The organism is Streptomyces sp. NPDC026246 (assembly GCF_055567995.1).
Genome location: NZ_JBVHPJ010000001.1, coordinates 329,133 through 353,413, shown reverse-complemented (window position 1 = coordinate 353,413; position 24,281 = coordinate 329,133). Strand labels below are relative to the sequence as shown.

Below are 24,281 nucleotides of genomic sequence, written 5' to 3'. Positions count from 1 at the left end.
GTGGTGCGTACGTCGCCTCGTCAGGCCCGGGTGCCGGGGACGTCCGGGTCGTGCGCCGGCCGCGGGGGCACGACCCCGGGGACGGGGGCGGCCGGCGGCACGGGCGGGTCGCCGGCGGCCCGCTCCGCGTCCCGTGCGGCCGGGGCCGAGCCGGCCGGGTGGCCGGAGCCCGGGTGGGAGGGGCGGGCCATGCCGCGCAGCACGAACGCCGCGACCGCGAGGATCACGGCGGTGATCAGCGCGGCGGCCCAGTCGGGCAGGCCGAGGGCGAGGGCCAGGCCCACGGCGAGCGCCAGGGCGGCGCCCGCGTAGAGGGCGAGGGCGCCGGACGCGGCGTAGAGGGCCGCCCTGCGGCGCTGCTTGCGCGTCTGCTCGCGCAGCTCCTCACGCACGGTCTCGCGCGCCACCTGGGCCAGTTCGTCGACCAGGTGCTTGTCCAGATGCTCCAGGTGATCCAACGGCTTCATGTCCTTGCGGGTACCCGCGCCCCGGCCGCTCAAGTCGGGCCGCCCTGCCCCGCGGGGAGATCGTGTGGACTGATCTCGCCGCGCGGGCGGCCCAACTAGGCTCGTGGGCATGGAGATTCTGGGTGCCACACTGCGTGTCTGCGTCGACGACCTCGAGACCGCGATCCCGTTCTACGAGCGCCTGGCGGGCGGCACGGCCCAGCGCTTCGAGCGGGGCGGTGTCCACGTGGCCGCGATCGGCTGCTTCTTGCTGATGAGCGGTCCGCCGGCCGAGCTGGAGGTGCTGCGCAAGGTCGCCGCGACGATCGCCGTCCGGGACGTCGAGGAGACTCACCGGGTGCTCACCGGCCTGGGCGCGCACATCGTCGCGGGCCCCCTGTCCTCTCCGGCGGGCCGCAACCTGATCGCCCTTCATCCGGACGGCTCGGTCTACGAGTACGTGGACCGCCGGGTGTGATCCCGCGGCCGCGCCGCTCGGCTTCCCCGCTCAGTGCCGCCCGGACTCGCGGGCCGTCTCGGCGGTGATCGCCCAGCGCTGGTGGTCGCGCCAGGCCCCGTCCACGAACAGCATCTTCGGCGAGAAGCCCTCCAGCCGGAACCCGCAGGCCCGGGCCAGGGCGATCGACGGGGCGTTCAGGGGCTGGACGTTGATCTCCAGCCGGTGCAGCCGCATCGGGCCGAACGCGTACGCCACGACCAGGCCGAGGCCCTCGGTCATCAGCCCGCGTCCGGCGGCGTGCGCGAAGGCCCCGTAGCCGAGGGCTCCGGACCGGAAGCCGCCCTGGACGATGTTGTTGACGTTGACGAAACCGCCGATGGCCCCGTCGCCCTTCTCGCACACCAGGAAGCCCACCCGGGTGGGGTCCTCGATCAGCCGGTCGGCGTACGCCGTGTACGCACGGGCCGTGTCGGGCGGGAAGAGCCACGGGTGGTGCAGGTCCTTGCTCTCCCGCGCGCGGGCGGTGAACTCGGCGCCGTCCTCGTGGGTGAAGTGGCGGATCCCCACCCGGGGGCCCTCGGCGAGGTAGCGGGATGCGTGGTGCGGCACCCCGCCACAGTAGCCGCGCGCATGCCGCCCGTTCAGGACGTGACGGCCGGCAGTCGCAGGACGCCGGTGTCGCCGGTGCCGCCGGGTCCGCTGACCACCGTCACGGGCTTGGTCCCCTGGTTGCCGAAGTAGGCGTCGTCACTCGCGGCGATCACGAAGCGCAGCCGGTGCCCGGTCCCGTACCGGTGCACGATGGCGGGGAGGGTGACGGTGAAGCTGCGCGTCACGTCCGGTACGCGGACCGGGGCGACCAGGCGGTGCACCAGGGTGCGGGTGCCGTCGGGGGCGATGTCGTAGACCTTGGCGAACAGCACCAGCTTGCCGGCGGCGTCGGCGGAGTTCTGGGTGCGCTCGGCCTGCGGGGAGTGCACCCGCAGCGTGGCCCGGGGGGCGCCGACGACGTCGAGGGGCCGGGGCAGCGGCGCGCTGGTCCAGGCGAGGTGGGTGCCCTTGGTGTCACGCGGCGGTCCGTCCCGCAGTCCCAGGAGCCCGGCGAGGGAGCTCTCCGAATGGCTCGTGGGGACGGGCCAGTTGGTGTAGCGGCGGGAACCGGGGACCACCTCGCTGCGGCGGTCGACGAGCCTGCCGTCGCCGGAGAGGTACAGGGTCCGGGTGAGCCCGGGAAGGCGGTCGGCGGTGGCGTAGGCGCGGTCCGGGTCGGTGATCCAGTCACGGCGGTAGGCGAAGGCGGGCCCGGTGTCGGTGTGCGTCTGCTTGCGCAGGTGGCGGTCGAACCAGGCGAGGACGCGCCGGCCGACGTGGCTGGCCTCCAGGTCACCGCCGGAGAGGTCGAGTTCGCCGCTGCCCGGGCCGGTGAGGCCGCCGCTGTGTCCCCAGGACTGCCAGATCATCTTGACGGGCGTGCCCTGTGCCCGCAGGGTCCGGTAGGTGGCCGTGGCCTCGTCGAGGTTGAACAGGGTGTCGGCCTGGCCCTGCACGAGCAGGGTGGGTGTGCGGACGCGGTGCAGGTACGACACCGGGGAGACGCCGCGTGCGAAGGCGAGCAGCTCGGCGGTGCGGTCCGCGGGGTAGCGCCCGGAGTTGAGGGTGTGGACCGTGCGGCAGGCGCCGGTGACGAAGTGCAGGCAGGTCAGGGAGTTGACCCGGGAGGGGTCGAGGCTCGGCTGGAGCAGCGGCTGGCCCTCCCCGATGAGGTAGAAGCCGTTGGTCCACTGCCACTTGAAGACGCCGGGGACGTCCGGGGCGCCGACGGCGTTGTTCGGGGCGAGGGAGTACGCCAGGTCGTGCCAGGTGATCATCGGCACGAGTGCGTCGAGGCGGTGGTCGACGGCGGCGGTCGCCAGTTGGACGGCGCCGCCGTAGGAACCGCCGATCATGCCGACGCGGGGGTCGCCGGGGGCGTCGAGGGTGACGAAATCGGCGGTGGTGCCGTCGTCGGCGGCGCGCTCGCCGGCCAGGAAGTCGACGAGTTGTGAGGCGGCGACGCCGTCGATGTCCGGGTCGTCGAGGGAGACGAGACAGCCGCTGCGCCCGAACCCGAGTCCGGAGTAGACGAGGGAGACGTAGCCGCGCGAGGCGAAGACCTTGCCGATGCTGTCCGTCGAGCCGTCCGCCTTGCTGCCGCCGAACCCGTTCGTGCCGAGCACGGCGGGCGCGGGGCGGTGCCGGTCGGCCCCGGTGGGCCGGTACAGATCGGCGTCGACGGTGCAGGACCGCTCCCCGGCCCGGACGGTGAACGTCAGCGGCGTCACGGTGTAGGAGCCGGCCGCGGTCGCGGGCGGCGCGGCGACGAGCGGGGTGGCGAGGACGGCGCCGAGAGCGAGGGCGAGCGGTGCGCGGAACCTGGGCGCGCGTCGGGACACACGGACCTCCACGGTGGGGCGGCGACACCCGGCCAATCCGGATACCGACCAGTAGGTACTGATCGGTAGTCATGGTGTGACACGTGTCAGGGGCCGTCAATCACCGAAACGGGGGTTTCCCGGCCGGGATTGCGACAACGGTCCGGTTCAGCTCAGCGCCGGCGCGTCCAGCGTCAACGTGCCCGCGTCCGCGTCGAGTTCGGCCGCCATCCCCAGGGGCAGGGTCAGCGCGCCCTCGCCGTGGCCGAACCCGAACTCCTCCACGACGGGGACGCCGAGTCCGCCGAGCCGGTCCACCAGGACCGTCCGCACGTCCTCGTACGGATCGCAGCCCTCCCAGGAGCCCAGCAGGACCCCCGCGGTCCCGTCCAGCCAGCCCGTGCGCAGGAGTTGGGTCAGGTACCGGTCCAGCCGGTACGGGCTCTCGGCCACGTCCTCCAGCAGCAGCAGTCCGCCCCGGGCGCCGGGCCGGGCGTGCGGGGTGCCGAGGTCGCCGGCGAGCAGGCTGAGGCAGCCGCCCAGCGTGACGCCCCGGGCCCGGCCGGGAACCAGCGCCCGGCCGCCCGGGGGCACGGCGCTGATCGTCCGTACGGACTCCGGCTCGAAGAGCGTGGCCCGCAGATGCTCCTGCGCCCGGGCGTGCTTGAGGAAGTCCACCCCGGCGGCGGCGGGTCCGTACAGGGTCACCAGGTGCAGACGGGTGGCGAAGGCCTGGTGCAGGACGGTGATGTCGCTGAACCCGGCGAACACCTTCGGGCCCGCCGCCCGCAGGGCGTCCCAGTCGACGAGGTCGACCATGCGCTGGGCACCGTAGCCGCCCCGGGCGCAGAACACCGCGGCGACGGCCGGATCACACCAGGCCTGCTGGAGGTCGGCGGCGCGCTGTTCGTCCGTGGCGGCCAGATAGCCCAGGGTGCCGTGCCGGCCGAGCACATGGGGTGCCACGACGGGGTCGAGGTCCCAGCCCCGCAGGATGTCCAGCCCGGCCTGCAACCGCTCCTCGGGGACCGGCCCGCTGGGGGCCACGACGGCCACGCGGGCGCCGGGGACGAGCCGGGGCGGCCGCAGAAGCGCTCTCACCGGTCGAGCTCCAGGGCCGGGATGCCGGGCGGGTTCAGCCCGAACGCCTGGGCGTACAGGGACAGTTCCGCCTCCAGGGCGCGCACCATGGTGTCCGCCCGGCGGAATCCGTGGCCCTCCCCCTCGAAGGTGAGGTAGGCGTGCGGCACCCTCCGGCCCGCGAGCCGGGCCAGGAACCGCTCGCACTGGACGGGCGGGCAGATCACGTCGTCCAGGCCCTGCAGCAGCAGGAACGGCACGGTGAGGCGGTCGGCGTGGGCGGCGGGCGACCGTTCCTCGTAGCGGGCGGGCACCTCGGCGAGCGGCCCGATGAGGCCCTCCAGGTAGTGCGACTCGAAGTCGTGGGTCTCGCCGCTGCCCCAGCCGGCGAGGTCGAGGATGGGGTACTTGATGGTGCCGCAGGCGTAGACACCGGTCGTGGTGAGCGAGGCGGCCGCCGTCCAGCCGCCCGCGCTGCCGCCCCGTACGGCGAGCCGGCCGCGGTCGGCGGTGCCCTCCTCGGCCAGGGCCAGGGCGACGGCGGCGCAGTCCTCGACGTCCACCACGCCCCACTGCTCGCGCAGCCGCTCCCGGTAGGGGCGGCCGTACCCGGTCGAGCCGCCGTAGTTCACCTCGGCGACGCCGATGCCGCGTGAGGTGAAGTAGGCGATCTCCAGGTCGAGGACCAGCGGGGCACGGCCGGTGGGCCCGCCGTGCGCCCAGACGACGTAGGGCGGCAGTTCGTCGCCGGGCGCGACGCAGCCGGGGTGGTGCGGCGGGTAGACGTGGGCGTGGATGTCGCGCCCGTCGGGGCCGGTGAAGGTCCGGATCTGTGGCTCGGGGTAGTACGCCGGGTCGACGGCGTCGTCGTGTTCGGCGCCGACGACCCGGGCGTGACCGGTGCGGGCGTCGAGCTCCACGACCTCGTGGGCACTGCGCGGACTCGCCCCGACGGAGACGATCCGGTCGCCGTGGGCGGCGAGGGTGGGGGCGAACTCGGTCCAGGGGCCCGCCGCGTCCACGACTTCGCCGGTCTCCGGGTCGAGGACGCCGAGCGCCGTGGCACCGCGGCCGTGCACGACGGCGATCAGCCCGCTCTCCAGCGGGGCGAACCAGCGCGACCCGAGCTTCCACAGCGGGCCGCCGAACTCCTCCTCGCGCGGGCACACCGGCTCGCCGTCGAGGTAGAGGTTCCACCAGCCGGTGCGGTCGCTCGCGTGGAGCAGGCGCCCGTCGTGGGTGAAACACGCCTGGGGCACCGACTCGCCCGGGCCGCCGGCCACGGTCCGGGGTGTGTGCAGGGTGCCGTCCTCGCCGACGTCGGCGAGGACCAGTTCGGTGCCGTCCCACGGCATGCGCGGGTGGTCCCAGCCGATCCAGGCCGCCCGCCGCCCGTCCGGGGAGAGCCGCACACCGGTGACGAACCGGTGTGTCGCGCCGGTGAGTTCGCGTACGGCCCGCCGGTCCCCGGCCGCGGAGCCGTCCAGGGGGACGGCGGCGTGCACGCGGCGGACGTCCGAGGGGCCGTCGCCGGTGAACTCCTCCAGCACGCACCAGACTTCGCCCCGCTCGGGCCGCAGCAGCGGCTCGGCCCAGCGCAGCCCGCCGCCCACCGGGGACAGGGGCGTCAGCGGGCGCGGCTCACCGCCGGGCTCCCAGCGGTACAGGCGCTGGTCGGCGAAGTGCACGAACACCACCAGCGGGCCCTGATCGCCCGGGAGCGCTGCCCACGGGTGCCCGCCGTACTCGATGACCCGGCTGCGCACGTTCCACGGCGCGGGCAGCACGGGCTCCTCGCGGCCGTCCGCGTGCCGCCGCACCAGCGTGCGCCGGCCGCCCTCGGTGGGGCGCGGCTCGGTCCACCACACCTCGTCACCGACGAAGTCCACGTACTCCGGGTGCCCGTCGTGCGCGGCGGTCGTCGCCGCGTCGATGGGCGAGGGCCACGCCCCGTACGCCAGCGTCCGCACCGTCTCCCCCACTCGTTCAGACCGTCCGCAGGAACCGGTCGAGCACGCGGACGCCGAAGTGCAGCGCCTCGACCGGCACCCGCTCGTCGACTCCGTGGAACATGGCGGCGTAGTCGTAGCCCTCCGGGAGCCTGAGCGGGGTGAAACCGTAGCCGGTGACACCCAGGCGTGAGAACTGCTTGGCGTCCGTACCGCCGGACATGCAGTAGGGCACGACGTGCCCCTCGGGGGCGAACTCCTCGATCGCCGCCCGCATCCGGGCGTAGGTCGGGGAGTCGAGCGGCGACTCCAGGGCGACCTCGCGGTGGTGGAACTCCCAGTCCACGTCGGGGCCGGTGAGGCGGTCGAGGGTGCTGCGGAACTCGTCCTCGCCGCCGGGCAGGAACCGGCCGTCCACGTGGGCGACGGCCTCGCCCGGGATCACGTTGACCTTGTAACCGGCGTCCAGCATGGTCGGGTTGGCGCTGTTGCGCACGGTCGACTCGACGAGCTTCGCGGCGGGGCCGAGTTTGCGCAGCAGTACGTCGACGTCGTCGAGGTCACCGTCGATGCCGTAGAGCGCGGCGAGTTCGGCGAGCGCCGCGCGTACGGTCGCGGTGGGGCGCAGGGGCCACTCGTACTCGCCTATGCGGGTGACGGCGGCCGCGAGCCGGGTCACCGCGTTGTCCCGGTTGACCTTGGAGCCGTGCCCTGCGCGGCCGCGGGCGGTGAGCTTCAGCCAGGCGGTGCCGCGCTCCCCGGCGGCCACGGGGTAGATCTGCCGGCCGTTGCCGTCGTGGAAGGTGAACGCCCCGGATTCGCTGATGCCCTCCGTGCAGCCCTCGAACAGGCCGGCGTGCCGGCCCACGAGGAACCCCGCGCCGTCCTCGGCGCTGGCCTCCTCGTCGGCGGTGAAGGCGACGACGATGTCCCGGCGGGGCCGTACGCCCAGGCGGGCCCAGGCGCGCACCACGGACAGGATCATCGCGTCCATGTTCTTCATGTCGACGGCGCCGCGCCCCCAGACCACGCCGTCGCGGACCTCGCCCGAGAACGGGTGCACGCTCCAGTCGGCGGCCGCGGCGGGCACGACGTCGAGGTGGCCGTGGAGCAGCAGCGCGTCGGCCCCCGGGTCGGTGCCCTCGATGCGGGCGACGACGTTGGTCCGGCCCTCCGTGCGCTCCAGCAGCGTCGGTTCGATGCCGGCCTCGGCCAGGCGTGCGGCGGCGTACTCGGCGGCGGGCCGCTCCCGGCAGTCCCCGCCGCCCCGGTTGGTGGTGTCGATGCGGATGAGGTCGGACGTGTACGTCACGACCTCCTCCAGTGCCTGCGCGTCCACCTGCTCAGCCATACTGCTCCTCCACCGCGGCCGCGACGATCGTGGTGACCGCCTTGAAGGCGCGGATGCCCTCGTACATGGTCCCGCTCGTGTACGCCACCTTGCGTTCCGCGATCCTGTCCACCCCCGGCACGACGGTGGCCGCCATCGCCAGGTGCTCGGCGTCGAACTCGACGGCGATCGTGAACGGCCCGCCGCTGACCGGTTCGTGACGGACCGCCAGCGCGGCGGCCTCCGTCGCCGCGGCCCGGATGTCCGCCGCGGTGCGGGCGGGTGTGCGGCACACGGCCGCGTACCGCGACACGTGGTCCTTGACGGCGACCTTCAGTGCCTGCGGCGCGTAGCCGAGCGCGTCCTCGCAGGCCACGTCGTCGCCGGTGACCAGCACCACCGGCACCCCGAACTCGGCGACGACGTGCGCGTTGAGCAGCCCCTCGCTCGCCCGGACGCCGTCGAGCCACACGCCCGTGATGGAGTTGGCGAGGTAGGTGTGCGCCAGGACGCCCTCCATGCCGGCGCCCGCGTGGTAGCCGACGAACGCGATGCCGTCGACGTCGCCGTGCTGCACGCCCTCCACCATGGACAGCGCCTTGTGCCGGCCGGTGAGCATCTGGGCCCGCTCGTCCAGTTGCTCCAGCAGCAGGTTGCGCATCGTCGAGTGCGCCTCGTTGATGATCACCTCGTCGGCGCCGCCGTCGTGGAAGCCGAGCACGGCCGCGTTGACGTCCGAGGTGAACAGCGCGCGGCAGCGCTCCCACTGGGAGGCGCCGGGCATCACGTCGTCCGGCCAGGTGACGCCGGTCGCGCCCTCCATGTCGGCGCTGATGAGGATTCTCATGACGAGCCGTCCGGGGTGGAGATCTTCATGGTTCGTCACGTTACGCGCTGCGGGCGCACCCGGCTACGACGCCGCCCCACGTGGAGACGGTACGCCCCCGCGGCCGGCCGCCGCGAGGGCACCGCGTGGTTCGGTCCTCCTGGTTCGGTCCTCGTCGTTCAGTCCTCGTGGCCGAGCTGGAGATCGCGCTCGGTGCGACCGCCTCCGGCCACCTGCAGGACGGTGGCGACCGGGGGGTAGCCGGCGGCGATGACGGTGTACTCACCGGAGGACAGGTCGACGAAGCGGAACGTGCCGTCGGGGCCGGTGGTGAGGGTGTCGACGACGTTGCCCGCCACGTCCAGCAGGGTCACGCGGGCGTCCTCCACGGGCCGTCCGCCGCCGGCCCGGACGGTGCCGCGCAGGACGGCGCCGCCGGCCAGTTCGATGTCCCGGCGGGTCTCCCGGGCCGCCTGGACGGTGACGGGCAGCGCCGCGGGGCGGAAGGCGGGGGCGCTGGCGGCGAGGGTGTACTCGCCCGCCACCAGCTCGGTGATGACGTAGCCGCCCTCGCGGCCGGTGCGGGTGGTGGCCACGACCTCGCCGTGCACGTTGGTGAGGGTGACGGTGGCCTCCCGCACGGGGGTGCCGTCGGCGGTGACCACGCTGCCGACGAGGTTGCCTGCGCCGCCGAGCACGATGTCGAGTTCGACGGGCCGCTCCCCCACGGTCACGGAGACGGCCTGCGGCTGGTGGCCGCCGGCCGCGGCGATCAGCACGTAGGAGCCGGGGCCGGGAGTGGCGAGCGCGTACCTGCCGTCGTCACCGCTCGCGCCGCGTCCGGTCTGCTGTCCGGTGACGTCGATGAGGGTGAGCGCCGCGCGGGGCACGACGGTTCCGTCGGGGTGCTGCACCGAGCCGCAGACGGGGACGCCGCCGGCGTACGCGGCGCGCGCCGGCGGGACCGGGGCCGTCCCCGGCACCGTGCCCGGGTCGGTCAGCGAGGCGTTGTGGGACACCAGGGGTTTCTCCTTGAGGAAGAAGGCGATGACCAGTCCGAGGACCAGCACCGGCACCAGGTAGAGGAAGATCCGTGGCATGGCGTCGGCGTAGGCCCGGATGTAGCCGTCGCGCAGGGCCGGGGGCAGGGCATGCACCAGCTGCGGCGTGATGGCCTCGGGGTCGGGGAGGCCGCCGCCGGCCGGGAGGCGCTCGGCCAGGGCGTCGGCGAGCCGGTCGGCGAACAGGGTGCCGAAGACGGCGGCCCCGACGCTGCCGCCGATCTGCCGGAAGTAGTTGTTGGCGCTGGTGGCGGTGCCGAGGTCGCCCGGGCGCACCGAGTTCTGCACGGCGAGGACGAGCACCGGCATCACCAGGCCGATGCCCGCGCCGAGGACGGCCATCCAGATGCTGTAGTGCAGCCGGGGTGTGCCGACCTCCAGCCGGGACAGCAGCCACATGCCGGCGACGGAGAGCACGCCGCCGAGGATCGGGTAGGCCTTGTAGCGGCCGGTGTGGCTGATGAGCTGCCCCGAGACGATGGAGGCGCCGACGATGCCGGCCATCATGGGCAGCATGAGCAGGCCCGACTCGGTGGCGGAGGCGCCGTCGACCATCTGCAGGTACGTCGGCAGGTAGCTGGCCGCGCCGAACAGCCCGACGCCGACCACCAGGCCCACCAGGCCGGTGACGTTGAAGACGGAGTCCCTGAACAGTCGCAGCGGCATGAGGGGTTCGACGGCGAACCGCTCGACGACCAGGAAGAGCACGGTCGCCGCCCCCGCTCCCGCGGCCAGGCCGAGGATCACCCGCGAGCCCCAGGGGTGTTCGGTCCCGCCCCAGCTGGTCAGCAGCACCAGGCAGGTGGAGGCGGCGGTCAGCAGCAGCGCACCGAGGACGTCGAACCGGGCCCGGGCGGCGGGTTTCGGCAGCTTCAGCGCGACCGCGACGACGGCGAACGTGACGATGCCGAAAGGGACGTTGACGTAGAAGCACCAGCGCCAGGAGAGGTGGTCGGTGAAGTAGCCGCCGAGGAGGGGGCCGGCCACCGAGGCGAGGCCGAAGGATGCGCCGATCAGCCCCATGTAGCGCCCGCGCTGCCGGGGCGGCACGATGTCGGCGATGATCGCCTGGACCCCGATCATGAGCCCGCCCGCGCCGACGCCCTGGAGGGCGCGGAAGGCGATCAGCTGGTCCATGGTCTGCGCGCGGCCCGCCAGGGCGGAGCCCACGACGAAGACGACGATGGCGAACTGGAAGACGCCCTTGCGGCCGAGCAGGTCCCCGAGCTTGCCGTAGATCGGCAGTCCGACCGTGGCGGTGAGCAGGTAGGCGGTGATCGCCCAGGACATGCGGTCCAGACCGTGCAGTTCGCCGACGATCTTCGGCAGCGCCGTGGCGACGATCATCTGCTCCAGGGCGGCCAGGAGCAGGGCCAGCATGAGCGCGAAGAAGACCAGCCGGACCCGCTGCGGGGCCGGTTCACCCTCCGGGTCCGGCGGCGGCGCCGGGGTGGCGGGAGGCGCCACCGCCGGTTCGTCCTGCGCCAGAGTGATCCCGCCCACTCACCGCTCCCCTCGTCGCGTGCCGCACAATTCCCGCGTAAAAGCGACAACTACGAGCAAGCGCGACGAGTTACGGCACAGGAGCGAACCGTACGGAGATCACTCGAACCGGTGAGGACCTCAACAGGCCCTCCCGGGTGGACTCTTGGCGGCCTACTTCTCGACCTCGGCGGCGAGCCGGGTGAGCACCGCGTCGTAGATGCGGCCCAGCCCCTTGGGGGCGAAGGTCTTCTCGAAGAAGCCGCCGATGCCGCCGGCGCCCGTCCAGGTGGTGGTCACCACGACCCGGGACTTCCCCTCCCCGGCCGGGGTGACGCGCCAGGTGGTGACCATGGAGGAGTTGCGGTCCTTCTCGACGAGCTCGCCGTCGGTGGGCTCGGTGACCTCCAGGAGGCAGTCGCGCACCCGCTTGCTGGTGGCCTGGAGCTTCCAGTGCACCAGGGTGCCCTCGCCGTCCCCGCCCTCGCGCACCTCGTACTCGCTGAACTGCTCGGGCAGCAGCTTCGCGCGCGTGCCGTTGTAGTCGGCGAGGGCGTCGAACACCGTCTCCGCGTCCGCCGCGACGATCCGCTCCGTAGTGGCCTCGACCTGCGCCATCGCTTTCCTCCAGGACCTGGTTGCTCGGGGGGTCGGGGCAAGCCAACCACCCCGCCGCGCGGCCCCCCAAATCGGGGTGGCACAACACGGTCGCACCCGTTCGGAAAGCACCCTCGCACGATCAAGGGAACATGTGTTCTATTGTGTGGGCAGTGCTACCGAGGAGGCGTCATGCGCTGGGAGAACCTCACCGTGGACTCCGAACACGGCCGGGCCGACGCCGCGCTGTTCGGCGCGGACACGGTGACGACCCGGACCTTCGACACACCGGAGTTCGCGGGGATCACCTTCCACGAGATCCGGGCCCGGTCGATCATCAACCGGGTGCCCGCGGTCTCGCGGATGTCGTTCCAGTGGACGGTCAACCCCTACCGGGGGTGCTCCCACGCGTGCGTGTACTGCTTCGCGCGCAAGACGCACAGCTACCTCGACCTCGACACCGGGCTGGGCTTCGACAGCCAGATCGTCGTCAAGACCAACGCGCCCGAGCTGCTGCGGCGCCAGCTCGCCTCGCCCCGCTGGCACGGCGAGCACATCGCGATGGGCACCAACGTCGACTGCTACCAGCGCGCCGAGGGCCGCTACCGGCTGATGCCGGGCATCATCTCGGCCCTGCGCGACCACGCCAACCCGTTCTCCATCCTGACCAAGGGCACGCTGATCCTGCGCGACCTGGACCTGATCAGGCAGGCGGCCGAGGTGACCGACGTCGGCATCTCGGTCTCCGTCGGCTTCACCGACCAGGAGCTGTGGCGCACCGTCGAGCCGGGCACCCCCGCACCGCAGCGGCGCCTGGAGGTCGTCCGTGCCTTCGGGGAGCTCGGCATCGGCTGCGGTGTGCTGATGGCGCCGGTCATCCCCTTCCTGAGCGACGGTCCGGACCAACTGCGCGCGACCGTACGGGAGATAGCGGCCTGTGGTGCAGCGTCCGTCACCCCGCTGGTGCTGCATCTGCGGCCCGGCGCCCGGGAGTGGTTCATGGCCTGGCTGGCCCGCCACCACCCGTATCTGGTGGCGCGCTACGAGCGGCTGTACGCCGACGGCTCCTACGCGCCGAAGTGGTACCAGCGCCGGATCACCCGTCAGGTGCACGAGCTGGCCGAGGAGTACGGCATCGGGCCCACGCGCCCAGCGGCACCGCGGCGGATCCGGCCGCCCGAGCCGGCGGCGGAACCGCCCGCGTCCGGCCCCACCCAACTTTCGCTCCTTTAGGAGCATTCGAGCGCAACCGACGATCCAATCGGGTCATGAGTTTTACGGAATGAGTTCTTCCAGGACCGGATTCCGGGACGATGCGGCGAGGACGGTGACCCCCGCGGTCCGACATCCCGCCGTCCTGGGAGGACTCCATGAGAAAACGCGCAGCCGCGCTGTGCGGCGCCGCCGTCGTCATGGCCGGGACCTTCACGGCCGTTCCCGCCGAGGCGAGCGCAACCAGCACCGCCCCCACCACCGTGCAGACCGCGAAGCTCTCCTGGAAGAGCTGCGCCACCGACGACCACCCGACGCTCCAGTGCGCGTCCCTGAAGGTACCGCTGGACCACCGCAGGCCGCGGGGGAAGCAGATCACCCTCGCCCTGTCCCGCGTCCCGCACACCGCCCGCACCTACCAGGGCCCGTTGCTGGTCAACCCGGGCGGCCCCGGCGGCAGCGGCCTGACCCTCGCCGGGTTCGTCGCCTCGTCCCTGCCCGCCAAGGTCGCGGCCCAGTACGACGTCATCGGCTTCGACCCGCGCGGCGTGGGAGCGAGCAAGCCCGCCCTGGACTGCAAGCCGGGCCACTTCGACCCGGTCCGCCCGGACTCCGTTCCGGCGACGCCCGCGATCGAGAAGGCCAACCTCGACCGCGCCAAGGCCTTCGCCGCCGCCTGTGGCAAGAAGTACCGGCACCTCCTGCCCTACATCGACACCACCAGCGCCGTGCGCGACATGGACGCGATCCGGCGCGCCCTGGGCGCCGAGAAGATCAACTACTTCGGCTACTCGTACGGCACCTACCTGGGGGCGGTGTACGCCCGGTACTTCCCCGAGCGCGTCCGGCGGCTGGTCCTGGACTCGGTCGTCGACCCGACCGACGTCTGGTACGAGGCCAACCTGAACCAGGACGTGGCCTTCAACGACCGCCACCGCGCCTTCCTGGCCTGGGTCGCACGGCACGACAGCGCCTACGGGCTGGGCACCGACCCGGAGCAGGTCGAGGCCAGGTGGTACGCCATGCGCGCGGCCCTGGCGAAGAAGCCCGCGCAGGGCACGGTGGGCGCCTCGGAGCTGGAGGACACCTTCGTCCCCGGCGGCTACTACAACGGCTACTGGCCGCTCCTGGCCGAGGCGTTCGCGGCGTACGCCGTCGACAAGGACCCCGGGCCACTGGTCGAGGCGTACGAGAGCCTCGGCGCGGTCGACGCCTCCGGTGACAACGGGTACAGCGTCTACACCGCGGTCCAGTGCCGGGACGCCGGCTGGCCGCGCGACTGGCGGCAGTGGCGCAGGGACAACTGGGCGGTGTACGACAAGGCGCCCTTCATGACCTGGAACAACGCCTGGTACAACGCGCCGTGCGCGTTCTGGCCGACGGGCTCGCTGCGCCCGGTGAACGTCGCCAACGGCAAGCTGCCCCCGGTACTGCTGTTCCAGGCGACCGGCGACGCGGCCACCCCGTACGAGGGTGCCGTCACCACCCACCGACTGCTGGCCCGGTCCAGCCTGGTGGTCGAGCAGGGCGGCGGCAACCACGGCATCACGCTGAGCGGCAACGCCTGCCTGGACAAGCACCTGGCCGCCTACCTCACGGACGGCACCGTGCCGCGCGGTTACGGCGAGGCGGACGCGGTCTGCGAGGCTCTGCCCGATCCGGAGCCCGCGGCGTCCGGCGCCCGCGCCGCGGCACGGGGGACGGCGCCGGCCTCCTCGAAGGGCTCGGCGCTGCACGGACTGCTCGGCTTCCGCCCCTGAGCGGCTGACGACCCGTCGGGGACGGACGCCGTCGGCCGTGGGCCACCATGGACCCATGAACGAGCCGACGAGCGAGCGCGTCCCCGGCGGTGGCCGCGCCTCCGCCGCCGTGCGGATACGGGAGATGACCCTCGCCGACTGCGAGGGCGTCGCCGAGATCCGCACCCGCGGCTGGCAGCACGCCTACCGGGGCATGATGCCGCAGTCGTATCTCGACGGACTCAGCGTCGAGGAGGATGCCGGGCGCCGCCGCGCGCACCTCTCGCAGGCCGGCGGCCGGGTGGTGAACCTGGTGGCCGAGGACGCCGCCGGTGAACTCGTCGGCTGGGCCTGCCACGGGCCGTACCGGGACGGGGACGCCCTCACCGGGGACGCCGAGTTGTACGCCGTCTACGTCCACCCCTGCCGCCTGGGCCGAGGCGCCGGGCGGGCGCTGCTCTCGGAGTCGGTCGCGCGGTGCGCCGCCGCCGGCCACGGCCGCATGTTCCTGTGGGTGCTCGATGACAACGACCGGGCCCGCCGCTTCTACGAACGGGCCGGCTTCCGTGCGGACGGCGCCGCGGAGTCCTTCGAGGTGGACGGGGTCGCGGTGCCCGAGGTGCGGTACGTCCGGCCCCTGTCCCGCTGACGCGTCCGGCGACCGCCGGCCCGCCGCGGTGGACGGAGGCCGGCACCTCACCTGGGTCCGGGGATCCGCCCCAGGGCCCGTACCGCCGCCTCGGCCAGCGCCGGATGGGCGAGGGCCTCGTTCAGCACCGGGCGGGCCCGGTCGTCGCCCAGGGTCCCGAGCCCGTCCACACAGGCCAGGGCGACCCGGCGGTAGGGGTCGTGCGGGCGCAACCGCCGCCGCAGGGTGGTGATCAGCGCCGGCACGGCCTCCGCTGCCCGCAGGTCCACCAGGAGCCGCACCGGGTGCAGGGCGTAGGCGACGCGCAGTTCGTTGGTGGCGAGGGCGGCGGCCGCGCGTGCGGTGCGGGGGTCGCCGAGCCGGGCGAGGGCGTACGCGGCGGAGGCGCAGCGCGGTGGATCACGGTGGTTGAGCAGCAGCACCAGCGACTCGAAGGCCCGCCGGTCCCCCGCCACGCCCAGCCGGAACGCGGCCAGTTCCCGTGCCCACAGCGGCCGGCCCTGTTCGGTCAGCACCGCCGCGAGCACGTCCGGGTCGTCGGTCGCCACGAGCCGCTCGAACGCCGGCGGGTCTGCGGACTCCTGCCGTAAGCGCTCCGTGAGTGATCGCAACTCTTCGTCCATGACGGAGAGGTTAGGCGGGCCGGGGCCCGCACGGGACGTACATCACAAACACCGGGGGCTGGCGCGCTCGTTACCCGCCGGTTAAGCTCAGACGAGCGAGTTACCCACTCGCGATCCCTCAGGGCGGTCTGGTGACGCGGCCGCCGTGAGAGCAGTCGGTTCGGTGCCTCAGGTACCGCAGTACGGCTCGGCCCCGGGACAGGGCCGGTCGGACGGCCGTCCCCTCCGGGCGTGTGCACGCCCGCGGAAGACGGCACCGGGCGTGTGCGCTTCGCAGCCCGGCCCACACCCGCATTCCTCACGCACCCGGTGCGTCCGCGACCCGGCTTCCGCCGGTCCTCGCGCGGCGCACCCGGGAGGCGTTCCCCGTCGTCACCCTCATCCTGGAGTCCCGCGATGGCCACTCCCCTTTCCGACCCGTCCCAGTCCCCGCTGCGCACCGTCGCCGTCGTCGGTCTCGGCACGATGGGCACCGGCATCGCCGAGGTCCTCGCCAAGGCCGGCCGCGAGGTCGTCGGCATCGACATCAGCGAGGCCCAGGCCGCCACGTGCGTCGCCGCCCTGGAAGCCTCCACCGCCCGCGGTGTGGAGCGCGGCCGGCTGACCGAGCAGGACCGTGCCGGGATCCTGGCCCGGGTGCGCACCTCCACCGACCTGCGTGCCGCGGCCGACGCCGACCTGGTCATCGAGGTGGCCCCGGAGTCGTACGAGGTCAAGCAGCAGATCTTCCGGGAGCTCGACGGGATCGTGCGCCCGGGGACGATCCTGGCGACCGGCACCAACGCGCTGTCCGTCACGCGGCTGGCGGCCGACTCCGCGCGGCCCGAACGGGTCCTGGGCCTGCACTTCTTCAACCCGGCGCCGGCGATGAAGCTGGTCGAGGTCGTGTCCTCGGTGCTGACCGCCCCCGCCGCCGTCACGGCCGTCACCGACCTCGCGCTCGACCTCGGCAAGGAGCCCGTCGCGGTCGGCGACCGGCCCGGTTTCGTCGCCGACGGCCTGCTGTTCGGCTACCTCAACCAGGCCGCCGCCATGTACGAGGCGAGGTACGCCTCCCGCGAGGACATCGACGCCGCCATGCGGCTGGGCTGCGGACTGCCCATGGGCCCGCTGGCGCTGCTCGACCTGATCGGCGTCGACACCGCGCGCACGGTCCTGGAGGCCATGTACGCCGAGTCCCACGACCGGCTGCACGCCCCGGCCCCGATCCTCAGGCAGCTCAGCGAGGCGGGCCTGACGGGCCGCAAGGCGGGGCGCGGCTTCTACACGTACGAGGCGCCGGGCAGCGCCGTCGTCGTGCCGGACGCGCTGACCCCGTCGGAGAACGGCACGGCCCTCGCCGGCCGGACCGTCTCCTCGGTCGGGGTGGCCGGTTCGGGCACCATGGCCTCCGGGATCGCCGAGGTCTTCGCCAAGGCCGGCTACCAGGTCGTCCTGGCCGCGCGCAGCGAGGAGAAGGCGCAGACCGCCAAGGCCCGCATCGGCAAGTCCCTGGCGCGCTCGGTCGACAAGGGCCGCATGACCGCCGAGGCCGCCGCCGAGACCCTGGACCGCATCACGGCCACCGGCACCTACGAGGACTTCGCCGGCGTCGATCTGGCCCTGGAGGCGGTCGCCGAGGACCTGGAGGTCAAGCGGCAGCTGTTCGCCGCGCTGGACAAGGTCTGCAAGCCGGGCGCGATCCTGGCCACGACCACCTCCTCCCTGCCGGTCGTCGCCTGTGCCCGGGCCACCTCGCGGCCGCAGGACGTCATCGGGATGCACTTCTTCAACCCGGCGCCGGCGATGAAGCTGGTCGAGGTCGTGCGCACCGTGCTGACCGCCGACGACGTGCACGCCACGGTCCGCGAGGTGTGCGGCCGGATCCGCAAGCACGCGGTGGACTGCGGGGACCGGGCCGGTTTCATCGTGAACGCGCTGCTGTTCCCGTACCTCAACAACGCGGTCAAGATGGTGCAGGAGCACTACGCAACGCTCGACGACATCGACGCCGCGATGAAGCTGGGCGGCGGCTACCCGATGGGTCCGTTCGAACTGCTGGACGTCGTCGGACTCGACGTCTCGCTCGCCATCGAGAAGGTCCTGCACCGCGAGTTCCGCGACCCGGGTCTCGCCCCGGCGCCGCTGCTGGAGCATCTGGTGGCCGCGGGCTGCCTCGGCCGGAAGACCGGCCGCGGCTTCCGCGAATATGCCAAGCGCTGAGCGTCCCGGCGGCCGGTCCCGGTCCGGGGCGGAGTGGGGCGGGCTGTTCGGCCCGGACCGGTCCGCCCCGCCCCCCGGCGGCTTCCGGCACCCAGGTCACGCGCACCGAGCTGCGCACATGCAGTACGTTCAGGGCATGCCCCAGCCCGCCAAGTCCTCACGTACACCCGCCACGGCCGACGCCCCGGAGAGCGCCGCCGGCTCCCGTGCCGCCGCCCAGCGGCTCAAGATGCGCCGGGAACTGGCGGCCGCCGCGATGGAGCTGTTCGCGACGAAGGGGTACGAGGCGACCACCGTCGACGAGATCGCGGCCCGGGCCGGGGTGGCCCGCCGTACGTTCTTCCGCCACTTCCGTTCCAAGGAAGAGGCGATCTTCCCCGACCACGACGACACCCTGATCCGCGCCGAGGCGGTGCTCAACGCGGCGCCCGCGCACGAGCATCCGCTCGACACCGTGTGCCGCGGCATCAAGGAGGTCATGCGGATGTACGCGGCCCGGCCGGAGATCTCGGTCGCCCGCTACAAGCTGACGCGCGAGGTGCCCACCCTGCGCGAGGCGGAGATCGCCTCGGTGGCCCGCTACGAGCGGCTGTTCACCCGCTATCTCCTCGGCCACTTCGACGAGCGCGCGCACGCCGACGACGCCAACGACGACCCGCTGCTGGCGGAGGTGGCCGCCTCGGCGGTGGTCACCGCGCACAACCACGTGCTGCGGCGCTGGCTCAGGGCCGGCGGTCAGGGCGATGTGGAGGCGCAGCTGGACCACGCGTTCGCCATCGTGCGCAGGACGTTCGGCACCGGCATCGGCGCGGGGCGCTCCGCGGACCCCCAGCCGGCGGCGACGGCCTCCACGCAGGGCGAGGTGCTGGTGACGGTCGCCCGCACCGACGCCCCGCTGGACGAGGTCATGCGGACCATCGAGCAGGCCCTCAAGGAGCGCTGAGCGGCTCACGGCACTGTGATGACGGCCACCCTTCGGGGTGGCCGTTTTGGCATGTCAGGGGCCATTTTGCGGGCCATCACCGACCTCGTTCGATCGATCATCGCTCATATGTTGCGTAAAGATTTCATCTGAGTGGAAGTTCTGGCACTCAGTGCCTTGCGGGGTGACACGCGGTGTCATACGTTGAAGGGAGTCCGGGCGACGTCCCGGCAGGCCGAACCCGCCTGCCCGTCCGGACGCCTGCGTCACAGGCAACCTCCCGCGCCACCATGCGCTGCCGATCAGCACCACCGCCGAACCGACGGCACCCCCTCAACCCTCAGCAGCACCGACGTAACCATCGGCGCCCCTCCCTCAGGGCGCTCACCGCCGGAGGCAACACCGTGACCGTGAAGGACATCCTGGCCGCGATCCAGTCGCCCGACTCCACGTCGGAGGACTTCGCCGCCCTCCCGCTGCCCGAGTCGTACCGCGCGATCACCGTGCACAAGGACGAGACGGAGATGTTCTCCGGGCTCGCCACGCGCGACAAGGACCCCCGCAAGTCGATCCACCTGGACGAGGTGCCGCTGCCCGAGCTCGGCCCGGGCGAGGCGCTGGTGGCCGTCATGGCCTCGTCGGTCAACTACAACTCGGTGTGGACGTCGATCTTCGAGCCGCTGTCCACGTTCGGCTTCCTGGAGCGCTACGGCCGCACCAGCGACCTGGCCAAGCGGCACGACCTGCCGTACCACATCATCGGCTCCGACCTCGCGGGCGTCGTCCTGCGCACCGGCCCCGGCGTCAACTCCTGGAAGCCCGGTGACGAGGTCGTCGCCCACTGCCTGTCGGTCGAGCTGGAGTCCTCGGACGGCCACAACGACACGATGCTCGACCCCGAGCAGCGCATCTGGGGCTTCGAGACCAACTTCGGCGGACTCGCCGAGATCGCGCTGGTGAAGTCCAACCAGCTGATGCCCAAGCCCGACCACCTCAGCTGGGAGGAGGCCGCCGCCCCCGGTCTGGTCAACTCCACCGCCTACCGGCAGCTGGTCTCCCGCAACGGCGCCGGCATGAAGCAGGGCGACAACGTCCTGATCTGGGGCGCGAGCGGCGGACTCGGCTCCTACGCCACGCAGTTCGCCCTGGCCGGCGGCGCCAACCCGATCTGCGTCGTCTCCTCGCCGCAGAAGGCGGAGATCTGCCGCTCGATGGGCGCCGAGGCGATCATCGACCGCAACGCCGAGGGCTACAAGTTCTGGAAGGACGAGAACACGCAGGACCCCAAGGAGTGGAAGCGCTTCGGCAAGCGCATCCGCGAACTCACCGGCGGCGAGGACATCGACATCGTCTTCGAGCACCCGGGCCGGGAGACCTTCGGCGCCTCCGTGTTCGTCACCCGCAAGGGCGGCACCATCACCACCTGCGCCTCGACCTCGGGCTACATGCACGAGTACGACAACCGCTACCTGTGGATGTCGCTGAAGCGGATCATCGGCTCGCACTTCGCCAACTACCGCGAGGCCTGGGAGGCCAACCGGCTCATCGCGAAGGGCAAGATCCACCCCACGCTGTCCAAGGTGTACTCCCTGGAGGACACCGGCCAGGCCGCGTTCGACGTGCACCGCAACCTCCACCAGGGCAAGGTCGGCGTGCTGTGCATGTCCCCCGAGGAGGGCCTGGGCGTGCGCGACGAGGCCAAGCGCGCCCAGCACATCGACGCCATCAACCGCTTCCGCAACATCTGAGACACCCGGGGGCACAGATGACTGAGCGTCAGCCCGCCGACGGCAGGCGGGAGAAGGACCGGCCGTGGCTCATGCGCACGTACGCCGGTCACTCCACGGCCGAGGCGTCCAACGAGCTGTACCGGCGCAACCTCGCCAAGGGCCAGACGGGTCTGTCGGTGGCGTTCGACCTGCCGACGCAGACCGGCTACGACTCCGACCACATCCTCGCCCGCGGCGAGGTGGGCCGGGTCGGCGTGCCGATCGCGCACGTCGGTGACATGCGCCGACTGTTCCAGGACATCCCCCTGGAGCAGATGAACACCTCGATGACCATCAACGCCACGGCCATGTGGCTGCTGGCGCTCTACCAGGTCGTCGCCGAGGAGCAGGGTGCCGACATCACCAAGCTCCAGGGCACGACCCAGAACGACATCGTCAAGGAGTACCTGTCCCGCGGGACGCACGTCTTCCCGCCGGGCCCCTCGCTCCGCCTGACGACGGACATGATCGCGTACACGGTCTCCCACATGCCGAAGTGGAACCCGATCAACATCTGCAGCTACCACCTGCAGGAGGCGGGCGCCACACCGGTCCAGGAGATCGCGTACGCGATGTCCACCGCCATCGCCGTGCTGGACGCGGTGCGCGACTCCGGCCAGGTGCCGCAGGACCGCATGGGCGACGTCGTCGCGCGCATCTCCTTCTTCGTGAACGCGGGCGTCCGCTTCATCGAGGAGATGTGCAAGATGCGGGCGTTCGGCCGCATCTGGGACCGCATCACCCGCGAGCGCTACGGCATCGAGAACCCCAAGCAGCGCCGCTTCCGCTACGGCGTCCAGGTCAACTCCCTGGGCCTGACCGAGGCGCAGCCGGAGAACAACGTCCAGCGGATCGTGCTGGAGATGCTGGCCGTCACCCTCTCCAAGGACGCCCGCGCGCGTGCCGTGCAGCTGCCCGCCTGGAACGAGGCCCTGGGCCTGCCCCGCCCCTGGGACCAGCAGTGGTCGCTGCGCATCCAGCAGGTCCTGGCGTACGAGAGCGACCTGCTGGAGTACGAGGACATCTTCGAGGGGTCGAAGGTGATCGAGGCGAAGGTGGAGCAGCTCGTCGAGGACGCGTTCGCCGAGATCGACCGCATCCAGGAGATGGGCGGCGCGATGGCGGCCGTCGAGTCCGGCTACCTCAAGTCGCAGCTGGTCGCCTCGCACGCCGAGCGCCGCGGCCGGATCGAGTCCGGCCAGGAGAAGATCATCGGCGTGAACGCCTTCGAGGGCACCGAGCCGAACCCGCTGACCGCCGACCTGGACACCGCGATCCAGACGGTGGACCCGGCGGTCGAGGCCCGGGTCATCGCCGGACTCGAGCAGTGGCGCGACAGCCGCTACCAGCCGCCCTTCAACCACCCGAGGCCCTGCAAGGCCCTGGAACGGCTGAAGGACGCCGCACGCGGCAACGAGAACCTCATGGAGGCCACCCTGGAGTGCGCCCGCGCCGGCGCGACGACCGGCGAGTGGGCGGGGGCCCTGCGCGAGGTGTTCGGCGAGTTCCGGGCGCCCACGGGCGTCTCCTCGGCCCCGGTGGCCGTCCCGGTCGAGGAGGGCAGCACGCTGGCCCTGGTCCGCCGCAAGGTGGAGCTGACCGCCAAGGACCTGGACGTGGGCAAGCTGCGCTTCCTGGTCGGCAAGCCGGGCCTGGACGGGCACTCCAACGGCGCCGAGCAGATCGCGGTGCGCGCGCGGGACGCCGGCTTCGAGGTGGTCTACCAGGGCATCCGGCTGACGCCGGAGCAGATCGTGGACGCGGCCCTCGCCGAGGACGTCCACGCGGTCGGCCTGTCGATCCTGTCCGGATCGCACGCCCAGCTGGTCCCGGACGTCCTCGAACGGCTGCGTGTGGCCGGTGCCACAGATATACCCGTGATCGCCGGTGGCATCATCCCGAATGGTGACGCCGAGCAGCTCAGGGCAGCCGGAGTGGCCGCGGTCTTCACCCCGAAGGACTTCGACATCACCGGGATCATCGGCCGCATCGTCGACGAGATCCGGAAAGCGAACCAGCTCGACCCCCTGGAGGTCCCCGCATGACGACCGTCAACCGCCTTCGCCCCCGGCGTTCCTGCCTGGCGGTACCGGGCTCGAACCCGCGCTTCCTGGAGAAGGCGCAGGGCCTCCCGGCGGACCAGGTCTTCCTCGACCTGGAGGACGCCTGCGCCCCGCTGGCCAAGCCCGAGGCGCGGCACACCATCGTGAAGTTCCTCAACGAGGGCGACTGGACGGGCAAGACGCGGGTCGTGCGTGTCAACGACTGGACGACCGAGTGGACCTACCGCGACGTCGTCACGGTCGTCGAGGGCGCCGGCCCCAACCTCGACTGCATCATGCTGCCGAAGGTGCAGGACGCCCAGCAGATCGTGGCGCTGGACCTGCTGCTGACGCAGATCGAGAAGACCATGGGCTTCGAGGTCGGCCGCATCGGCATCGAGGCGCAGATCGAGAACGCCCAGGGCCTGAACAACGTCAACGAGATCGCCCAGGCCTCCCCGCGCGTGGAGACCATCATCTTCGGCCCGGCCGACTTCATGGCGTCCATCAACATGAAGTCGCTGGTGGTGGGCGAGCAGCCGCCCGGCTACCCGGCGGACGCCTACCACTACATCCTGATGAAGATCCTGATGGCCGCCCGCGCCAACAACCTCCAGGCGATCGACGGCCCCTACCTGCAGATCCGCAACGTCGAGGGCTACCGCGAGGTCGCCCAGCGCGCCGCCGCCCTCGGCTTCGACGGCAAGTGGGTGCTGCACCCGGGCCAGGTCGAGGCGTCCAACGAGATCTTCTCGCCGTCGCAGGAGGACTACGACCACGCCGAGCTGATCCTGGACGCGTACGACTACTACACGTCCGAGGCGGGCGGCAAGAAGGGCTCGGCGATGCTCGGCGACGAGATGATCGACGAGGCCAGCCGCAAGATGGCCCTGGTCATCTCCGGCAAGGGCCGCGCCGCCGGCATGCAGCGCACCAGCAAGTTCGAGATCCCGGAGGGCTGAGCGCCATGCAGTTCGGACGCACCTACGAGGAGTTCGAGGTCGGCGCGACGTACAAGCACTGGCCGGGCAAGACGGTCACGGAGTACGACGACCACCTGTTCTGTCTCCTCACGATGAACCACCACCCCCTCCACATGGACACGAACTATGCGGAGAAGACGACGGACTTCGGCAAGAACGTCGTGGTGGGCAACTACATCTACTCGCTGCTGCTCGGCATGTCCGTGCCGGACATCTCCGGCAAGGCCATCGCCAACCTGGAGATCGAGTCGTTGAAGCACGTGGCGCCGACCTTCCACGGCGACACGGTCTACGGCCAGACGACCGTGCTCGACAAGTGGCCCTCGAAGTCGAAGAACGACCGCGGCATCGTGTACGTGGAGACCAAGGGCTACAAGCAGGACGGCACGCTGGTCTGCGTGTTCCGCCGCAAGGTGATGGTGCCGACCGAGACGTACATCAAGGAGCGCGGCGGCGAGCAGCCCGGCCGCCCCGAGCTCAGGGAGCAGGAGAAGTAGC

The 24,281-nt window shown here is 72.2% G+C and carries 20 protein-coding genes; 10 read left to right on the top strand and 10 right to left on the bottom strand.

Features of this window, described 5'->3' with window-relative positions; translation table 11 throughout:
- Positions 1-20: 20 nt before the first annotated feature.
- A complete protein-coding gene (locus ACZ4M5_RS01510; protein WP_467731895.1) occupies positions 21-467 on the bottom strand; it encodes a phage holin family protein in 447 nt (148 codons plus the stop codon).
- 109 nt (positions 468-576) lie between these two features.
- Between ACZ4M5_RS01510 and ACZ4M5_RS01505 the strand changes: the two genes are divergently transcribed.
- Positions 577-924 (top strand): VOC family protein, encoded by a 348-nt coding sequence (locus ACZ4M5_RS01505; RefSeq protein WP_467731893.1) that lies wholly within the window; start codon positions 577-579, stop codon positions 922-924.
- Positions 925-954: 30 nt separating this feature from the next.
- Here ACZ4M5_RS01505 and ACZ4M5_RS01500 read toward each other — a convergent pair whose 3' ends face one another.
- From ACZ4M5_RS01500 to ACZ4M5_RS01465, 8 genes are all read right to left on the bottom strand, one after another.
- Positions 955-1,515 carry a GNAT family N-acetyltransferase gene (locus ACZ4M5_RS01500; RefSeq protein WP_467731891.1) on the bottom strand — a complete coding sequence of 187 codons (561 nt, stop codon included), beginning with the start codon at positions 1,513-1,515 and terminating at the stop codon, positions 955-957.
- Between the two features lie 32 nt (positions 1,516-1,547).
- Positions 1,548-3,338 carry a CocE/NonD family hydrolase gene (locus ACZ4M5_RS01495; RefSeq protein WP_467731889.1) on the bottom strand — a complete coding sequence of 597 codons (1,791 nt, stop codon included), beginning with the start codon at positions 3,336-3,338 and terminating at the stop codon, positions 1,548-1,550.
- 147 nt (positions 3,339-3,485) lie between these two features.
- Positions 3,486-4,418 carry a S66 peptidase family protein gene (locus ACZ4M5_RS01490; RefSeq protein WP_467731887.1) on the bottom strand — a complete coding sequence of 311 codons (933 nt, stop codon included), beginning with the start codon at positions 4,416-4,418 and terminating at the stop codon, positions 3,486-3,488.
- Positions 4,415-6,379, bottom strand: coding sequence for an LpqB family beta-propeller domain-containing protein (locus ACZ4M5_RS01485; RefSeq protein ID WP_467731885.1), 1,965 nt, complete (start codon positions 6,377-6,379; stop codon positions 4,415-4,417). Before ACZ4M5_RS01485 ends, ACZ4M5_RS01490 begins: the two co-directional genes overlap by 4 nt.
- A gap of 4 nt (positions 6,380-6,383) precedes the next feature.
- Entirely contained in the window at positions 6,384-7,697 is a 1,314-nt protein-coding gene (locus ACZ4M5_RS01480) for a M20/M25/M40 family metallo-hydrolase (protein ID WP_467731883.1), read from the bottom strand.
- Positions 7,690-8,523 carry a M55 family metallopeptidase gene (locus ACZ4M5_RS01475; RefSeq protein ID WP_467731881.1) on the bottom strand — a complete coding sequence of 278 codons (834 nt, stop codon included), beginning with the start codon at positions 8,521-8,523 and terminating at the stop codon, positions 7,690-7,692. Before ACZ4M5_RS01475 ends, ACZ4M5_RS01480 begins: the two co-directional genes overlap by 8 nt.
- 158 nt (positions 8,524-8,681) lie before the next feature.
- Entirely contained in the window at positions 8,682-11,066 is a 2,385-nt protein-coding gene (locus ACZ4M5_RS01470; RefSeq protein WP_467731879.1) for an MFS transporter, read from the bottom strand.
- Between the two features lie 153 nt (positions 11,067-11,219).
- The gene (locus tag ACZ4M5_RS01465; protein ID WP_467731877.1) at positions 11,220-11,663 is read right to left on the bottom strand and encodes an SRPBCC family protein; all 444 of its coding nucleotides are present in this window, start codon (positions 11,661-11,663) and stop codon (positions 11,220-11,222) included.
- A 171-nt stretch (positions 11,664-11,834) separates the two neighbouring features.
- On the opposite strand from ACZ4M5_RS01465, the gene ACZ4M5_RS01460 reads away from it, so the two are divergent.
- From ACZ4M5_RS01460 to ACZ4M5_RS01450, 3 genes are all read left to right on the top strand, one after another.
- Positions 11,835-12,875: an Rv2578c family radical SAM protein gene (locus ACZ4M5_RS01460; RefSeq protein ID WP_467731875.1), complete on the top strand. Its 1,041-nt coding sequence runs from the start codon at positions 11,835-11,837 to the stop codon at positions 12,873-12,875.
- Positions 12,876-13,012: 137 nt separating this feature from the next.
- Positions 13,013-14,614: an alpha/beta hydrolase gene (locus tag ACZ4M5_RS01455; protein WP_467731873.1), complete on the top strand. Its 1,602-nt coding sequence runs from the start codon at positions 13,013-13,015 to the stop codon at positions 14,612-14,614.
- Between the two features lie 55 nt (positions 14,615-14,669).
- Positions 14,670-15,242 (top strand): GNAT family N-acetyltransferase, encoded by a 573-nt coding sequence (locus ACZ4M5_RS01450; protein ID WP_467731871.1) that lies wholly within the window; start codon positions 14,670-14,672, stop codon positions 15,240-15,242.
- 47 nt (positions 15,243-15,289) lie between these two features.
- On the opposite strand, the gene ACZ4M5_RS01445 is transcribed toward ACZ4M5_RS01450, so the two are convergent.
- Positions 15,290-15,865, bottom strand: coding sequence for an adenylosuccinate lyase (locus ACZ4M5_RS01445; protein WP_467731869.1), 576 nt, complete (start codon positions 15,863-15,865; stop codon positions 15,290-15,292).
- Positions 15,866-16,261: 396 nt separating this feature from the next.
- On the opposite strand from ACZ4M5_RS01445, the gene ACZ4M5_RS01440 reads away from it, so the two are divergent.
- From ACZ4M5_RS01440 to ACZ4M5_RS01415, 6 genes are all read left to right on the top strand, one after another.
- On the top strand, positions 16,262-18,067 hold the full coding sequence (locus tag ACZ4M5_RS01440; protein WP_467731867.1) for a 3-hydroxyacyl-CoA dehydrogenase family protein: 1,806 nt from the start codon (positions 16,262-16,264) through the stop codon (positions 18,065-18,067).
- A gap of 136 nt (positions 18,068-18,203) precedes the next feature.
- Positions 18,204-19,010, top strand: coding sequence for a TetR family transcriptional regulator (locus ACZ4M5_RS01435; protein WP_467731865.1), 807 nt, complete (start codon positions 18,204-18,206; stop codon positions 19,008-19,010).
- A 383-nt stretch (positions 19,011-19,393) separates the two neighbouring features.
- Positions 19,394-20,737, top strand: a complete 1,344-nt coding sequence (ccrA, locus tag ACZ4M5_RS01430; protein ID WP_467731863.1) for a crotonyl-CoA carboxylase/reductase — start codon at positions 19,394-19,396, stop codon at positions 20,735-20,737.
- A 17-nt stretch (positions 20,738-20,754) separates the two neighbouring features.
- On the top strand, positions 20,755-22,803 hold the full coding sequence (locus tag ACZ4M5_RS01425; protein ID WP_467731861.1) for a protein meaA: 2,049 nt from the start codon (positions 20,755-20,757) through the stop codon (positions 22,801-22,803).
- Positions 22,800-23,762, top strand: a complete 963-nt coding sequence (locus ACZ4M5_RS01420; RefSeq protein WP_467731859.1) for an HpcH/HpaI aldolase/citrate lyase family protein — start codon at positions 22,800-22,802, stop codon at positions 23,760-23,762. Before ACZ4M5_RS01425 ends, ACZ4M5_RS01420 begins: the two co-directional genes overlap by 4 nt.
- Before the next feature lie 5 nt (positions 23,763-23,767).
- A complete protein-coding gene (locus ACZ4M5_RS01415) occupies positions 23,768-24,280 on the top strand; it encodes a MaoC family dehydratase (RefSeq protein WP_062930087.1) in 513 nt (170 codons plus the stop codon).
- Position 24,281 lies beyond the last annotated feature (1 nt).

Excerpts from the sequence above, each read along its gene's own strand:
- ACZ4M5_RS01510 (WP_467731895.1), bottom strand. The coding sequence starts at position 467 with ATGAAGCCGTTGGATCACCTGGAGCATCTGGACAAGCACCTGGTCGAC.
- ACZ4M5_RS01505 (WP_467731893.1), top strand. The coding sequence starts at position 577 with ATGGAGATTCTGGGTGCCACACTGCGTGTCTGCGTCGACGACCTCGAG.
- ACZ4M5_RS01480 (WP_467731883.1), bottom strand. The coding sequence starts at position 7,697 with ATGGCTGAGCAGGTGGACGCGCAGGCACTGGAGGAGGTCGTGACGTAC.
- ACZ4M5_RS01475 (WP_467731881.1), bottom strand. The coding sequence starts at position 8,523 with ATGAGAATCCTCATCAGCGCCGACATGGAGGGCGCGACCGGCGTCACC.
- ACZ4M5_RS01465 (WP_467731877.1), bottom strand. The coding sequence starts at position 11,663 with ATGGCGCAGGTCGAGGCCACTACGGAGCGGATCGTCGCGGCGGACGCG.
- ACZ4M5_RS01460 (WP_467731875.1), top strand. The coding sequence starts at position 11,835 with ATGCGCTGGGAGAACCTCACCGTGGACTCCGAACACGGCCGGGCCGAC.
- ACZ4M5_RS01455 (WP_467731873.1), top strand. The coding sequence starts at position 13,013 with ATGAGAAAACGCGCAGCCGCGCTGTGCGGCGCCGCCGTCGTCATGGCC.
- ACZ4M5_RS01450 (WP_467731871.1), top strand. The coding sequence starts at position 14,670 with ATGAACGAGCCGACGAGCGAGCGCGTCCCCGGCGGTGGCCGCGCCTCC.
- ACZ4M5_RS01445 (WP_467731869.1), bottom strand. The coding sequence starts at position 15,865 with ATGGACGAAGAGTTGCGATCACTCACGGAGCGCTTACGGCAGGAGTCC.
- ACZ4M5_RS01440 (WP_467731867.1), top strand. The coding sequence starts at position 16,262 with ATGGCCACTCCCCTTTCCGACCCGTCCCAGTCCCCGCTGCGCACCGTC.
- ACZ4M5_RS01435 (WP_467731865.1), top strand. The coding sequence starts at position 18,204 with ATGCCCCAGCCCGCCAAGTCCTCACGTACACCCGCCACGGCCGACGCC.
- ACZ4M5_RS01425 (WP_467731861.1), top strand. The coding sequence starts at position 20,755 with ATGACTGAGCGTCAGCCCGCCGACGGCAGGCGGGAGAAGGACCGGCCG.
- ACZ4M5_RS01420 (WP_467731859.1), top strand. The coding sequence starts at position 22,800 with ATGACGACCGTCAACCGCCTTCGCCCCCGGCGTTCCTGCCTGGCGGTA.
- ACZ4M5_RS01415 (WP_062930087.1), top strand. The coding sequence starts at position 23,768 with ATGCAGTTCGGACGCACCTACGAGGAGTTCGAGGTCGGCGCGACGTAC.